Raw genomic sequence first — 14,117 nt, 5'->3', positions numbered from 1 at the left:
CTGCTGCCTAGAATTCCTTCACGGTCCCGCAAGGGCGAGCCTTGCGACCAGACATCCCAACCCTGATCGAGGAGGACGCCACTCGTGCCAACCCGCGAGCCCGAGGCTCTCGATTCCCGATTCCCCCCGCAGGAGTGTCCGTGGCAGGGCCTGGCCGAAGACACGGCAGACCGGGCGGCGCTTTCGGAGCAGATCCTGGGCATCGTGAGCCACGACCTGCGCAACCCGCTGTCGACCATGCACGTGGGCGCGCAGCTGCTGGCGCGCATGGGAGCCACGCCGCAGCAGCTGGACATCATCGACCGCATGCTGCGCGCGGGAGACCGCGCCAACCGGCTCGTGGGCGACCTGCTGGACTTCATCCAGTCGCGCGCCGGCGCCGGGCTGGCGGTCACGCCACGCGAGGTGGGCGACGCGCGCGCGCTGGTGTGCGATGCGGTGGAGGAGCTGGCGCTGGTGTTTCCCGACCGCGAGCTCCGTCACGTTCACGCGGGCGCCGGGCCCGTGCAGGTCGATCCGCACCGGCTGGTGCAGCTGCTGGGCAACCTGGTGGGCAACGCGATGGTGTATGGCTTTGCGCACACGCCGGTCACGGTGTGCAGCCGTATCGGAGCCGATCGTTTCACGCTCAGCGTGCACAACCACGGCGAGCCGATCGAGCAGGAAGCGCTCCCGCGCCTGTTCGAGCCGCTGGCCCGGGGCGACGCCGCGGCCGGCGCCAGCACCAGCGTCGGCCTGGGCCTTCACATCGTCAACGAGATCGCCAAGGCGCATGGCGGATGGATCGGCGTGACCTCGACCGCCGCCGAGGGCACGACCTTCGAGCTCACGATTCCGACGGTGCCGGTGATGGCCGATCAGGAGCCGGTGCGCACGTAGCGCACGAACGCATAGCGCAGGCCCTCGTCGCTCGCGTGGGTCTCGCGCGATTGCTCGGCCCATGGCGGACCCAGCGTGGGCGCATGGGCATCGCCCTCGAAATCAGCGTCGATCTCGGTCACCTCGGCCAGCTGCGCGTGGGGCAGGGCCAGTGCGTACAGCTCGGCCCCCCCGATCACCCAGGCGCGCGCGCTGCCTTCGCACAGCGTGACCGCCTGCTCCAGTGACGACGCGCGCTCGGCGCCGGTGGCGGACCAGTCGGGCTGGCGGGTCACCACGATGTTGCGGCGACCGGGCAGTGGGCGGAACCGCGGTGGCAGCGAATCCCAGGTCTTGCGGCCCATGATCACGGGCTGCCCGTGGGTGATTGCCTTGAAGTGGGCCAGGTCGGCCGGCAGGTGCCAGGGCAGGGCGCCGCCCACGCCGATGACGCCGTTGCGGGCGCGCGCGTAGATCAGGCCCAGCTGCATCACACGGCCACCGGCGCCTTGATGGCCGGGTGGCACTGGTAGTCGAGCACCTCGAAGTCCTCGTAGGCGTATTCGAAGATCGAAGGCGGGCGGCGCTTGATGTTCAGCACCGGGTAGGGATAGGGCTGGCGCGACAGCTGCAGCTCCACCTGCTCGGTGTGGTTGCTGTAGATATGGCAGTCGCCGCCGGTCCAGATGAAGTCACCCACGCCCAGGTCGCACTGCTGCGCCATCATGTGCGTGAGCAGCGCGTAGCTGGCGATGTTGAAGGGCACGCCCAGGAAGATGTCGGCGCTGCGCTGGTACAGCTGGCAGGACAGCTTGCCGTCGGCCACGTAGAACTGGAAGAACGCATGGCACGGGGCCAGCGCCATCTTCGGGATGTCGGCCACGTTCCAGGCGCTGACGATGATGCGGCGTGAGTCGGGCTGGGTGCGGATGGTCTTGATGGCTTCGGCGATCTGGTCGATGTGGCCGCCATCGGGCGTGGGCCAGCTGCGCCACTGCACCCCGTACACCGGCCCCAGGTCGCCGTCTTCGCGGGCCCATTCGTCCCAGATGGTCACGCCGCGCTCGCGCAGCCAGTTGTTGTCGCTCGATCCCTGCAGGAACCACAGCAGCTCGACGATGATGGATTTCAGGTGCACCTTCTTGGTGGTCACCAGCGGGAAGCCCTCGTTCAGGTCGAAGCGCATCTGGTGGCCGAACACGCTGCGCGTGCCGGTGCCGGTGCGGTCGGTCTTGGGCGTGCCATGCGTGTGCACATGGCGCATGAAGTCTTCGTAGGGGGTGCGGACGGGGCGGGGGGACATGTCGATTCGCTTGCGATGGCGTGCGGCGCCGCGGTTCAGGCGCGCACGACCCTTCCGGGGTTCATGAGGTTGCGCGGGTCCAGCCCGCGCTTGATGGCCTTCATCATGTCGATGGCCACCGGGCTCTTGTAGTGCGGCAGGCCATCCACCTTGAGGCTGCCCACGCCGTGCTCGGCCGAGATGGAGCCGTCGAAGCGGCGCACCTGCTCGTAGACCAGCTCGTTCACCCGTGCCTCCTGCTCGCGCAGGAAGGCCGCCGGGTCGCCGCCTTCGGGCGCCTGCACGTTGTAGTGCAGGTTGCCGTCGCCCAGGTGGCCGAAGTTGACCAGGCGGATGCCCGGGATCTCCCGGGCCAGGCGGGCATCGGTCTCGGCGCAGTACGCGGGGATGCGCGAGATCGGCAGCGAAATGTCGTGCTTGATGTTCAGGCCTTCCTCGGCCTGCGCCAGCGGGATGCTCTCGCGCACATGCCACAGCTGGCGGGCCTGGGCGATGTTCTCGGCCACGACGGCATCCGTGACGCAGCCCGCCTCGACGGCGGCCTCCAGCAGCGCTTCGAACTGTCCGCGCGCGTGCGCCTCGGACTCGTGGTCGGCGTTCTCCAGCAGCACGCACCAGGGGCTGTCGTGAACGAAGGGCACGCGCATCTGCGGGTAGTGCTTGGCGACCAGGCCGAGGGCGAACTGGCCCATCACTTCGAAGCCGGTGAGGCCGGCCCCCAGGCGAGCGCGAGCCATGCCGAGCAGCTGCACGGCGGCATCCATGCCGGGCACTGCCGCCCAGGCGGTGAGGGTGGCGGCCGGCAGCGGGTACAGCTTGAGCGTGGCCGCGGTGATGATGCCCAGCGTGCCTTCGCTGCCGATGAACAGGTCGCGCAGGTCGTAGCCGGTGTTGTCCTTGCGCAGGCCCGACAGGCCGTTCCAGATCTCGCCCTGCGGCGTGACCACCTCGACGCCCAGGCACAGGTCGCGCGCGTTGCCGTAGCGCAGCACCTGCGTGCCGCCGGCGTTGGTGGCGAGGTTGCCGCCGATGGTGCAGCTGCCTTCGGCCGCGAGGCTGAGGGGAAAGAGAAAGCCGGCCTGCCGGGCGTGCTCCTGCAGCGTCTGCAGTACGCAGCCGGCTTCGACCAGCACGGTCATGTTGGCGGCGTCGAGTTCGCGCACCGCCTGCATGCGCTGCAGGCTCAGCACCACCTGCGTGCCCGACGCGTCGGGCGTGCCGCCGACCACCAGGCCGGTGTTGCCGCCCTGGGGCACGATGGACGTGCCCGCGGCGACGCAGGCGCGCACCACGGCGGCCACCTCGTCGGTGGAGCCGGGCCGCACCACGGCCAGGGCCTTGCCGTGTGAGCGCTTGCGCCAGTCGACCTCGTAGGCGGCGAGGTCGCCGCCCACCAGCACGTGGGCGGGCCCGAGGAGGGACTGCAGTTGGAATACGAGGGCTTGGGTCATGGGACGGGCTTCCGCAGTCGCACGCGCACGTGCAGCACACAGGCCAGGAACAGCAGCAGGCAAAGCCCGATCTCGACCATCGCCAGCCAGGAGGAGGGCGGCCGGTCGCTCCAGGCCCGGACCACGCCCTCGGTGAAATAGATCCACACCAACAGGCTCACCCACCGGTACGTGTAGAGGCGGTTGCGAAGCAGGCCCGCCAGCGGGATGCACAGGGGCAGCACCTTGAGCGCGAGCCAGCTGCCGCCGGGCCGTATGGGCGCCAGCCACAGCTCCCAGGCCAGGCCCAGGACGATCAGGCCGAGCAGGCTGGCGGCGGCCAGGCGCCGGCTGGCGGCGATGCCTGCCGGAGGGGACGCGACGGCAGGCGCCGCGTGGACTTGCGGGGGAGCGGGGGCAGGCATGGGCGGTGGCATCATAGCGGCCGATGAAAGCCCGGCCGATGCTCCAAGCGCTCCTGCGGTTTCCGTGGCGCTCGGCGGCCCAGACCCTGGGCGAGCGTATCTCCGAAGACCGCCTCAGCGTGTCGGCCGGCAGCCTCACTTTCACCACCACCATCGCCCTGGTGCCGTTCTTCGCGGTGGTGCTGTCGGTGTTCACGGCGTTCCCGGTTTTCTCCAAGCTGGAGGCCTCGCTGCAGACCTGGCTGATGCAGAGCCTGGTACCCGATGCGATCTCGCGCCAGGTGATGAATTACCTCACCCAGTTCGCCGGCAAGGCCAGCCGGGTGGGGGTGCTCGGCCTGGCCGTGCTGGTGTTCACCGCCGTGTCGCTGGTGATGACCATCGAGGGCACGCTCAACGGCATCTGGCGCGTACGCCGGCCGCGGCCGATCGGCCAGCGGCTGCTGCTGTACTGGGCCGCGCTCACGCTGGGTCCGCTGGTGCTGGGTGCCTCGGTGAGCATCAGCTCCTACGTGCTGTCGGCCTCGCGCGGTTTCGTGAGCGGCCTGCCCGAGGCCGCCCTCGCCGTCCTCGATTGGGCCGAGTTGCTGCTGCTGGCCGCGGGCATGGCCGCGATCTACCGCTTCGCGCCCAACGCCCCGGTGCGGGCCCGGCATGCGTGGATCGGCGGGCTGTTCGCGGCTGTCGGCATCGAGGTGGCGCGCCAGCTGCTGGCCCTGTATCTCGCGGCCGTGCCGACCTACTCCGCCGTGTATGGCGCCTTCGCCACCGTGCCGATCCTGCTGGTGTGGATCTACGTGGCCTGGATGGTGGTGCTGCTGGGCGCGGTGCTCACCGCCTACCTGCCCAGCCTCACCGCGGGCCCGCACCGCCAGGCCGAGGGCCATGGCTGGCAGTTCCAGCTGGCGTTGCAGGTGCTGCGGGTGCTCGAGCGAGCCCGTCCGGGCGTGCGGCGCGGGCTGTCGATCGACGAGCTGACGCGCGAGCTGCAGGTGACGGACCTGCAACTGGAGCCGGTGCTGGACGTGCTGCAGGCGCTGGACTGGGTCGGCCTGCTGCAGGACGCCTCGGGCGGGGGCGATGGCCGCTACATCCTGCTGGCGGACGTGCAGTCGACCTCGGTGGAACCGCTGGTGCGGCAGCTGCTGCTGCCCCTGACGGAGGCGACCGAGCGACTGTGGCGAAGTGGGCGGTTGTCGGGGATTTACTTGAAGGACACGATCTGAGGGGGAGGGCCTCCGGCGGCTGCGCCCGTTCTTCGGGGGGCGCACGCCACTTCGATCGCGTGGGAGGCCCAGGGCGAACGCAGGCCCAGGGCTTTCACCCCTGTTCCGCAAACCCGATCAAGCTCGCCAACCGCGCCGAATCCGCCGCCAGGTCCGCGCTGGCGCCTCGCCACACCACCTGCCCGCGATCCAGCACGATGGCCGTGTCGCTCAGCTCCAGCGCCAGTTCGGCGTGCTGCTCCACCAGCACCATGGTGATCGCGTGCTCCGAGCGCAGGCGCTTCAAGGCCTGCGCGATCTGCTCCACGATCAGCGGGGCCAAGCCTTCGAAGGGTTCGTCCAGCAGCAGCACCTGCGGGTTCTGCGCCAGCGCGCGTCCCACGGCCAGCATCTGCTGTTCGCCGCCGGACAGCTGGTTGCCCATGTTGCGTTGTCGCTCCAGCAGGCGCGGGAATAGTTCGTAGACCCGCTCGGGCGTCCATGCGCCGGGACGGCGGGCGACCAGCAGGTTCTCGTGCACCGACAGCGACGCGAAGATCTCGCGCTCCTGCGGCACCAGCGCCAGGCCGCGCGCGGCGCGGGCGTGCGGCGGCAGACGGGTGAGGTCCAGCCCCTGCAGCGTCACGTGGCCATGATGCACCTGCGTCAGGCCCATCACGCTGGACAGGAGCGTGGTCTTGCCCACGCCGTTGCGGCCCAGCACGGCCAGGCAGCCACCGGAGGCGACCGAGGCGGACACGTCCTCCAGTACCACGTTGTCACCGTAGCCCGCGCGCAGGCCCTGGATGTCGAGGATGTCAGTCACGGTGTGAATTCCCTAAGTAGACCTCGCGCACGCGCGGATCGGCGCGGATGTCGGCCACGGATCCTTCGACCAGCACCTGTCCCTCCACCATGACGGTGATGCGACGGGCGAAACGGAACACCAGGCCCATGTCGTGCTCGATCACCAGCACCGCCACGTCCTCGGGCAATCGGTCGAGCAGGTCGAACAGGCGCTTGCCTTCGTCGGAGGGCACGCCGGCCGCCGGCTCGTCCAGCAGCAGCACGCGCGGCCGGGTGCCCAGGGCCAGGGCGATCTCCACCATGCGGCGCTGGCCGTAGGCGAGCTCGGCGACCCGGCGCTCGGCCAGGTCGAGCAGCCCCAGCTGCGACAGCAGCGCGGCGGCGTCGTCCAGCACCTGCGCGCGCGACTGCAGCGGGCGGCCCAGGCTGCCATCGAGGCCATGGCGGGCCGACACCGCCAGGCCGATGTTCTCCATCACCGTGAGGCGGGTGAAGAGGGCGTTGATCTGGAAGGTGCGCGCCAGCCCGTGGCGGGCGCGACGTTCGGGCGAGAAGCGGGTGATGTCCACTCCGAGCAGCTGGATCTGGCCGGAGCCGGATTTCTGCAGGCCGCTGATCTGGTGGATGAGGGTGGTCTTGCCCGCGCCGTTGGGGCCGATGATCGCGTGCCTGGCGCCGCGCTCCAGGGTGAGCGAGACGTCGCGCGTGACGTGCAGTGCGCCGTAGTGCTTGTTGAGGCCGCGCACGGCCAGCGCGGGCGGCCCTTCGGTGGCGGCCAGCGTTCGTTGGGCGGAGGCCGGCGCCTCCTGCGAGATGACGGCCATGCCTCAGTCCTTCCGTGCTTCGCGCTTGCCGCGCTGGAGAAGGCCGAACACCCCGTCGGGCGCGTAGCGCACCATCAGGATCAACATCAGGCCCAGGCCCAGCAGCCAGTTGGCCGGGTCGAGCGCGGCGGCGCGGTCGGACACCACGACGAACAGCATCGCGCCCAGGAAGGCGCCATAGAGCGTTCCGGCGCCGCCCAGCACCAGCATGATCACGGCGTTGGCCGAGACCACGAAGGCCAGCGAATCCAGGCCCACGGCCTGCGTCGTCTGGGCCGCCAGCGCGCCGGCGATTCCTGCGAAGAAGGCAGAGATCGTGTAGAGCAGCAGCAGCCGCCGGTCGACCGGGATGCCCAGCACCCGCATGCGCGTGGGGTTCTCGCGGATGCCGCGGATGGACAGGCCGAAAGGCGAGTTGACGAGCCAGCGGCACAGCAGGTAGACCACCAGCAGCACGCCGAGCGCGTACCCGTACGAGGTGGAGGTCATCATGCTGAACTCGAACGCGCCGAACAGCGGGGCCACCGCAAAGCCGGTCAGGCCGTCGTCGCCGCCGGTCCACTGCTTGGCGGCGTTGGCGATTTCGTACATCAGCGTGGCCACGGTGAGGGTCAGCATGATCTGGGTCAGCCCGCGCGCCCGAAGCACCGCCAGCCCGGTCACCGCGCCCAGCGCCGCGGCCGCCAGCCCGGCGGTGACCAGGCCGGTGATCGGCTCTGGCGACAGGTGCATCGCCCAGTTGGCGGCCCAGTACGCGCCCAGCCCGTAGAAGGCCGCGTGGCCCAGGGCGTCGATGCCACCCCAGCCCAGCGCCAGGTCCAGCGCCATCACCAGGATGATCATCACGATCACGTTCACCGCGAGCGGCAGGTAGAGCGGCCACAGCCACCACACCGCCACGGCGAAGGCCGCCAGGGCGGCGTCGATCCTGCCGAAGCGGTGGGTGTAGAAGGCCGCGCGGTGGCGCGTGCGTTCTTCTGGAGTCATCTTGCGTTCCTCGTTGCGTTCAGGCCGCCCGGCCCATGAGGCCCTGCGGCCGGATCAGCAGCAGCACCAGCACCAGGCCGTACAGCAGGAATCCGCCGATCTCCGGCAGGTAGTAGCGGCCCAGCGTGTCGATGATGCCCAGGCCCACCGCGGCGATGGCCGAACCCTGCAGGCTGCCCAGGCCGCCGACCGCCACCACGATCAGCACCAGGATCAAATGCTTCAATCCGTAGAACGGTTCCAGCGGCAGGATCTGGCTGCCCAGCGCGCCGCCGAGCGCGGCCAGGCCGCAGCCCAGCGCGAAGGTGATCGACAGCAGCCGCTCGACGTGGATGCCCACGCAGCTGGCCATGCGCTTGTTGTCCACCGTGGCGCGCAGGCGGGCGCCGAAGCCGGTGCGCTCCAGGCCCAGCCACAGCGCCAGCGCCACCAGCCCCGACACCCCCAGCAGGAAGATGCGGTAGACGGGCACGGTCGCCGGGCCGACCTGCATCTGGCCGGACAGCGCCGGTGGCACCGCCACCTGCTGCATCAGCCCGCCGAAGGCCAGGTTGATCAGGGCGATGGCCACGAAGGTCAGGCCGATGGTGATCAGCACCTGCCCCAGTTCGGTGGCCCGGTACACCCACTGGTAGACGGTGCGTTCCAGCACGTAGCCCAGGGCCACGGTGCCCAGCACCGCCAGCGGCACGGCCGCATAGAAGGACAGCCCGCCGCGCGCCGAGAGGGCCCAGGCGAAGTAGCCGCCCACCATGGCGAAGGCGCAGTGGGCGAGATTGAGCATGCGCATCAGGCCGAGCGTGACCGTCAGGCCCACGGACAGCAGAAACAGGATGGCCCCGTACACCAGGCCGTTGATGCCCAGCGCGATCAGGGTCGACAGGGAGGTCCCCATTCATTGCCTTTCGGGAGTGGCCCGCCGGGTGCGCGGGCCGGATGCACGCGCGGCCCCGATGGGGCCGCGCCGAGAAGAAGCACTTGCGGCGCAGGTGCGCCGCACCGCGGGTTCATCCGCGCCTTATTTCTTCTGCGTCTTGTGCCACGGCTCCTCGATGCTGGGGAAGGTGGCGATGGTCTTGTTGCCCAGGTTGCCGTCGGGCATGCGCTCGACGCGGCGCATGTAGATGTTCTGCACGATCTCGCGGTTGGCGTCGATGGACACCGGGCCGCGCGGGCTGTCCCACTTCATGCCGCGGGTGGATGCGATGGCTTTCTCGGTGTCGGGCTGGCCGTTGGTGGCCTTGATCATCTGGAACAGCACCTGCATGCCGTCATAGGCGGCGATGGTCGCCATGCCGGGCTGCTCGTTCTTGCCGTACTTGTCCTGGTAGGCCTTGACCCAGGCCTTGTTGCGCGGGTTGTCCAGGTAGGAGCTGTAGTGGAAGGACGAGAGCGCGCCGATGGCGGCGTCGCCGATGGCCGGCAGGTCGTTGTCCTGCAGCTCGGTGGTGTAGATGGCCTTGTTGCCCTGCTTGTCCAGCCCGGCGGACTGGATGGCCTTGACCAGGCCGACCGACATGGGACCCACCGGCATGAAGACGAAGGTGTAGTCGGGCTTGATGTCGCGCAGGCGCTGGATGTAGGGCGTGAATTCCACCGTGCCCATGGGCACCTTGATCTCGTCGGCGATCTGGCCGCCGACCTGCTTGAAGCTGGTGCTGAAGGCCTCGGAGGCGTCGTGGCCGGGGCTGTAGTCGGCCACCAGGATCGCGGCGCGGCGGCCGCCCTGGTCGTAGGCCCACTTGGTGGCCGGCACGTTCATGGACCACTGGGTGACGCCCACGCGTACGTAGTAGGGCGAGGTGGTGGTCACCGACGACGTGCCGGCGTTGAACACGATGTAGGGCACCTTGCCCTGGGTGATCACCGTGCCGGCAGCCATCACGGTGGGGGTGAAGGTGCCGCCCATGATGTATTGCACGCGGTCACGCTGGATCAGCTCCTGCGTGAGCTGGCGGATGCGCTGCGGGTTGATGCCACCCTCGTCGCGCTCGACGATGTTGATGGTGTGGCCGTTGACCTTGCCACCCACTTCGGCCAGGGCCATCTCGATGCCCCGGCGGTATTCCTGGCCCCACCAGCTGTACTGGCCGGCGAACTGCCCGAGCAGCCCCACCTTCACTTCGGCGGCCTGGGCCGCGGTGCCGGCCATCATGGCGGCCATGCCGACGGCCACCAGGCCGCCGATTCGCTTGTCGATCCACTGCATTTGTCTCGCTCCTGTTGATGTCTTGCTATGCGCGGCGATGCCGGCGGCCCGGCGAGTCTCTCAACTCGCCGGCACCAGCGGCACGGGGGTAATCACCGATCCGGGGTTTTCGCGCTCACGCTGGAGCCACTCGTCCAGCAGGCGGCGCGCGCGCAGCGGCGCCTCGTCCAGGCGGATCGCCACGCGCGGCACGGCGGGCGCGCCCATCTCGGCCAGCTTGCGCTGCTGGTGTTCCAGCACCACCTTGTCCTCGGCCAGGGTGTCGCCCACGGCCTTGCTGATCATGTCGGTCAGCGCCTTGTCCTCGAGCTTGAAGTTGCGCAGCCCGGACCAGAAGTAGTGGCACGACGTTTCCGTCTCGGGCGTGGCCAGGTGCAGCACGTGCATGACGGCAGCGCCCGATCGCGGCTGGCCCACCGGATAGACGCCCAGGTAGGTCATGTTGATGCCGGGCACCAGGTGGATGGCGCACTGCCAGCGGTCGATGCGCGGCGGGTGGTCCAGCACGGCCGAGAAGAAGGGCGGCGGCACGATGTTGGGCATCTCGCGCCAGGCGCGCACCACGCGGTTGGCCTCCACCGTCACCTTCACCGGGAAGTTGGCGATGGTTTCTTCTTCGCCGTTGCCGATGGTGCGGGCATGGACGTAGGTCTCGTGGCTGAGGTCCTGCAGGTTGTCGTTGAGCAGGCGGTAGTCGGCGGCCACGTGGTGGTAGCCGCGCGAGGCGGTCCAGTGGGGGTCGTCGTTCCAGTGCAGGTCGGGGATCAGGGCGGGGTCGGCCAGGGACTCGTCACCCATCCAGATCCAGATGAAGCCATGCAGCTGCACCGTGGGGTAGCGGCGCACCGTGGCAGCCGCCGGCACCTGCGTCTGGCCCGGCACCTCCAGGCAGCGGCCTTCGACATCGAAGCGCATGCCGTGGTAGCCGCACTGGATGTCGTCGCCGACCCGGCGCCCCACCGACAGCGGCATCAAGCGGTGCGGGCAGACGTCCTCCAGGGCGGTGACGGTGCCGTCGGAAGCGCGGTACAGCACCAGCGCCGTGCCCAGGATGCGCCGCGCCAGGAAAGGCTCGTCCAGTTCGTTGGCGTACGCCGCGGGATACCAGGTGTTCTTCAGCCACATGTCGTCGGCCCTTTCAGGAGAAAACGTTGCCGCCGTCCACCACCAGGGTCTGGCCGGTGACGAAGCGGGCATCGGGGCCGGCCAGAAAGGCGAGGGCGCCTTCCAGGTCGGCCGGCAGCTGGTCGCGGCGCAATGCTCGCGCGTCCTGCGCAGCGGCCCGGAAGGTGCTCTGGTAGGCCGGGTTGCCCATGACGCCGTCGCTCAGCGTGAAGCCCGGCGCGATGGCGTTGACCGTGATGCCCTTGGGCCCCAGCTCGCGGGCCAGGGCGCGGGTGAAGGCGATCACCGCGCCCTTGCTGCTCACGTAGTGCAGCAGGCCCGGCGCGCCCTTGTGCACCGTGTTGGAGGCGACGTTGACGATGCTGCCGCCGCCGCGCGCGGCCATCAGCGGCACCGCCTCCCGGGCCACCAGGAACGGACCCAGCGTGTTCACCGCCATCACCTGCTGCCATTGCTGCGCGGTGATCTCGGCGAAGGAGCCCGGCTGCAGGGAGCTGAACATGGCGGCGTTGTTGACCACGATGTCCAGCCCGCCCAGGCCGGCGGCCACCTGCACCATGCGGCGCACATCGTCCTCGTCGGCGACGTTGCCTGTGGCGCCAGCGGCCTCGAAGCCTTCGGCACGCAGCCCCGCGGCCGCCTCCTCAGCGCCCCGCAGGTCGGCCACCACCACCATGGCGCCGTCCCGCGCCAGTCGGCGCGCGAAGCACAGGCCAATGCCCGAGGCGCCACCGGTGACCAGGGCGATCTTTCCTTCAAGCTGTGACATGTGTCCTCATTTCTCCAGTGCCACCCCCCGGGGGGAGTCGCCGATAGGCGGTTGGGGGGTCAGATCTGAAACGCGATGTTCTTCGTCTTCAAGAATTTCTCCAGGCCCATCACCCCGAAGTCCTTCCCGAAGCCCGACTGCTTGTAGCCGCCCATGGGCTGGTTCGGGTCGGTGTTCGGGCCGTAGTGGTTGACCCACACGGTGCCGGCCTGGATCGCCCGCGCCGCCTTCAGCGCCTTGGCGATGTCGCGGGTGTGCACGCCGCCGGCGAGGCCGTAGCTGGGATGGTCGGCCAGGCGCAGGCCCTGTTCCAGATCCTGGAACGTCTGCACCGCGAGCACCGGGCCGAACAGTTCCTCGCGCACCGCGGGGTTGTCGTCCGCCATGCCGCCGAGGATGGTGGGTGCGTAGAACAGCCCGCCAAGGCCCGGGTCGATGCGCCCGCCGCCGTGCAGCCTGCGGGCACCAGCGGCCTCGGCCGCATCGAGCAGCGATTCCAGCCGCTTCATCTGCGCCGGCGACACGATGGGCGCCAGGGTGGTCGCGCCATCCCAGGTGGGGCCGGCCTGCATGCGGTCCATCCGGGCGGCGATGCGTTCGACCAGCTGGTCGGCCACCGAGGCCTCGACCACCAGGCGGGTGCCGGCGAAGCAGACCTGTCCGCCGTTGGCGCAGACCGAGGCGGCGACGAGGGTGGCGACCGCGTCCAGGTCGGGCGCGTCGGCGAAGACCAGCTGCGGGCTCTTGCCGCCGAGTTCGAGCGAGACCGGCTTCAGGCCGCTGGTGGCCGCGTCGCACATCACCCGCGCGCCGGTGGAGGCCGAGCCGGTGAAGGCCACGTAATCCACGCCCGGGTGGCGCACCAGCGCCGTGCCGGTCTCCGCCCCGGTGCCCGGCAGGATGGACAGGATGCCGCGCGGCAGCCCGGCCTGGAGGCCGAGCTCGGCCACGCGAAGGATGGCGTACGGGGTGAACTCCGAAGGCTTGAGCACCACCGCGTTACCGGCTGCGAGGGCCGGCGCGATTTTCAGGGTGGCCAGCAGCATCGGCGTGTTCCAGGGCGAGATCGCCGCCACCACGCCATAGGGCTCGCGCACCAGGGTGCTGAAGCGGTTGCCGCGCGTGGCCAGTACCGCGCCTTCGATCTTGTCGATGCACTCGCCGTAGAAGCGGATCATCTCGGCCGTCATGGGCACGTCGCGCAGGCGCACCGAGGACACCACGCGCACCGAGACGGTGGCTTCGAGCTGCGCCAGTTCGTCCGCGTGCGCGTCCACCAGGTCGGCCCAGCGCCGCATGATGGCCATGCGCTGGCGCGGCTCCATCTCCGCCCAGCCGCTGCTCTTGAGGCTGTGCCGGGCCTCGGTCACCGCGCGGTCGACCAGGGACGCGCTGGCGCCGGCCTCGGCCCGGGCGAGCTTGCCGTCGGAGGGGCGGCGGACCTCGGTGACCGTGCCGTCGCCGGGCACGCGCTCGCCACCGATGAGGCATCCGGACGGCAGATCGACGCGGTCCGGATCGAAGTTGTCTCCATGCATGTTGTTGTCCGTTGCGCCGGGGTCGGCGCTCGCCGCAGTCTAGGCAGGGGGGCCGGCGGCGTCATGCCCGGTCGGCTTATGGCGTGGATAAGGAGCGCTAATCAGCCCGGCGCTTAGCATGGCGCGGTTGCCCGCAGGAGACCCGATGACATCGACCGCCGACCTGTTCGACGCCCATCCCGACCTGGTGCAGGTGTGCGAGGTGCCATGGCGGCACTTCGGCCGGCGCCGGCGCTTCTCGGGGCCGTGCCTGCCGCTGTGGGCCAACGAGGACCATCGGCCGGTGCTGGCCTGCCTGTCGCGGCCCGGCGAGGGCCGGGTGCTGGTGGTCGATGCCGGTGGCTCCCTGCGCATCGGCGTGCTGGGTGACCGGCTGGCCGGCCATGCAGTGCGCAATGGCTGGGCCGGGGTGGTGATCCACGGCTGCATCCGCGACAGCGCCACCATCGACGGCATGGACATCGGCATCAAGGCGCTGGGCACCACCGCCCGGCGCAGCAACGTCGAACGCGAGGGCTCGCTGGAGCGGGCGGTGAGCTTCGGCGGCGTGTCGTTCGAGGCGGGCTGCTGGGTCTATGCCGACGAGGATGCGGTGGTGCTCAGCCCGCGCGAGCTCTCCGTCGCCGGGGAGCGCTGA

General features: G+C 70.0%; 15 protein-coding genes. 3 read left to right on the top strand and 12 right to left on the bottom strand.

The features are described from left to right. The first annotated feature begins 84 nt into the window (after nt 1-84). Entirely contained in the window at nt 85-879 is a 795-nt protein-coding gene (locus JI739_RS06790) for a sensor histidine kinase (RefSeq protein ID WP_201683042.1), read from the top strand. On the opposite strand, the gene JI739_RS06785 is transcribed toward JI739_RS06790, so the two are convergent. The 4 genes from JI739_RS06785 to JI739_RS06770 are packed head-to-tail and all read right to left on the bottom strand — an operon-like array spanning nt 858 to nt 4,016. Then, the gene (locus JI739_RS06785; RefSeq protein WP_201683041.1) at nt 858-1,349 is read right to left on the bottom strand and encodes a dihydrofolate reductase; all 492 of its coding nucleotides are present in this window, start codon (nt 1,347-1,349) and stop codon (nt 858-860) included. The two genes, JI739_RS06790 and JI739_RS06785, sit on opposite strands and share 22 nt — an antisense overlap. After that, complete coding sequence (locus JI739_RS06780; protein ID WP_201683040.1) at nt 1,349-2,161, bottom strand: thymidylate synthase; 813 nt, start codon at nt 2,159-2,161, stop codon at nt 1,349-1,351. The genes JI739_RS06785 and JI739_RS06780 overlap by 1 nt, the downstream gene beginning before the upstream one ends. A 35-nt stretch (nt 2,162-2,196) precedes the next feature. Further along, nucleotides 2,197-3,612 (bottom strand): FAD-binding oxidoreductase, encoded by a 1,416-nt coding sequence (locus tag JI739_RS06775; RefSeq protein ID WP_201683039.1) that lies wholly within the window; start codon nt 3,610-3,612, stop codon nt 2,197-2,199. Next, nucleotides 3,609-4,016, bottom strand: coding sequence for a DUF2069 domain-containing protein (locus tag JI739_RS06770; RefSeq protein ID WP_201683038.1), 408 nt, complete (start codon nt 4,014-4,016; stop codon nt 3,609-3,611). Before JI739_RS06770 ends, JI739_RS06775 begins: the two co-directional genes overlap by 4 nt. A gap of 38 nt (nt 4,017-4,054) precedes the next feature. On the opposite strand from JI739_RS06770, the gene JI739_RS06765 reads away from it, so the two are divergent. Then, on the top strand, nt 4,055-5,242 hold the full coding sequence (locus JI739_RS06765) for a YihY family inner membrane protein (protein ID WP_236589091.1): 1,188 nt from the start codon (nt 4,055-4,057) through the stop codon (nt 5,240-5,242). A 94-nt stretch (nt 5,243-5,336) separates the two neighbouring features. Here JI739_RS06765 and JI739_RS06760 read toward each other — a convergent pair whose 3' ends face one another. From JI739_RS06760 to JI739_RS06725, 8 genes are all read right to left on the bottom strand, one after another. Continuing rightward, on the bottom strand, nt 5,337-6,047 hold the full coding sequence (locus tag JI739_RS06760; RefSeq protein WP_201683036.1) for an ABC transporter ATP-binding protein: 711 nt from the start codon (nt 6,045-6,047) through the stop codon (nt 5,337-5,339). Next, a complete protein-coding gene (locus JI739_RS06755) occupies nt 6,040-6,852 on the bottom strand; it encodes an ABC transporter ATP-binding protein (RefSeq protein WP_201683035.1) in 813 nt (270 codons plus the stop codon). Before JI739_RS06755 ends, JI739_RS06760 begins: the two co-directional genes overlap by 8 nt. Nucleotides 6,853-6,855: 3 nt before the next feature. Next, nucleotides 6,856-7,839, bottom strand: a complete 984-nt coding sequence (locus JI739_RS06750; RefSeq protein WP_201683034.1) for a branched-chain amino acid ABC transporter permease — start codon at nt 7,837-7,839, stop codon at nt 6,856-6,858. A 19-nt stretch (nt 7,840-7,858) separates the two neighbouring features. Next, nucleotides 7,859-8,734, bottom strand: coding sequence for a branched-chain amino acid ABC transporter permease (locus tag JI739_RS06745; RefSeq protein ID WP_201683033.1), 876 nt, complete (start codon nt 8,732-8,734; stop codon nt 7,859-7,861). A 123-nt stretch (nt 8,735-8,857) separates the two neighbouring features. Then, entirely contained in the window at nt 8,858-10,048 is a 1,191-nt protein-coding gene (locus JI739_RS06740) for an ABC transporter substrate-binding protein (protein ID WP_236589088.1), read from the bottom strand. Nucleotides 10,049-10,108: 60 nt separating this feature from the next. Then, on the bottom strand, nt 10,109-11,173 hold the full coding sequence (locus tag JI739_RS06735; protein ID WP_201683032.1) for an aromatic ring-hydroxylating dioxygenase subunit alpha: 1,065 nt from the start codon (nt 11,171-11,173) through the stop codon (nt 10,109-10,111). 13 nt (nt 11,174-11,186) lie between these two features. Beyond that, nucleotides 11,187-11,942: an SDR family NAD(P)-dependent oxidoreductase gene (locus tag JI739_RS06730; protein ID WP_201683031.1), complete on the bottom strand. Its 756-nt coding sequence runs from the start codon at nt 11,940-11,942 to the stop codon at nt 11,187-11,189. A 59-nt stretch (nt 11,943-12,001) separates the two neighbouring features. Further along, nucleotides 12,002-13,480, bottom strand: coding sequence for an aldehyde dehydrogenase family protein (locus tag JI739_RS06725; protein ID WP_201683030.1), 1,479 nt, complete (start codon nt 13,478-13,480; stop codon nt 12,002-12,004). 145 nt (nt 13,481-13,625) lie between these two features. Between JI739_RS06725 and rraA the strand changes: the two genes are divergently transcribed. Next, nucleotides 13,626-14,117 (top strand): ribonuclease E activity regulator RraA, encoded by a 492-nt coding sequence (gene rraA / locus JI739_RS06720; protein WP_201683029.1) that lies wholly within the window; start codon nt 13,626-13,628, stop codon nt 14,115-14,117.

This window comes from Ramlibacter aurantiacus (genome assembly GCF_016722895.1).
Lineage (GTDB): Bacteria > Pseudomonadota > Gammaproteobacteria > Burkholderiales > Burkholderiaceae_C > Ramlibacter > Ramlibacter aurantiacus.
This window is presented reverse-complemented; position numbering and strand designations above follow the sequence as displayed.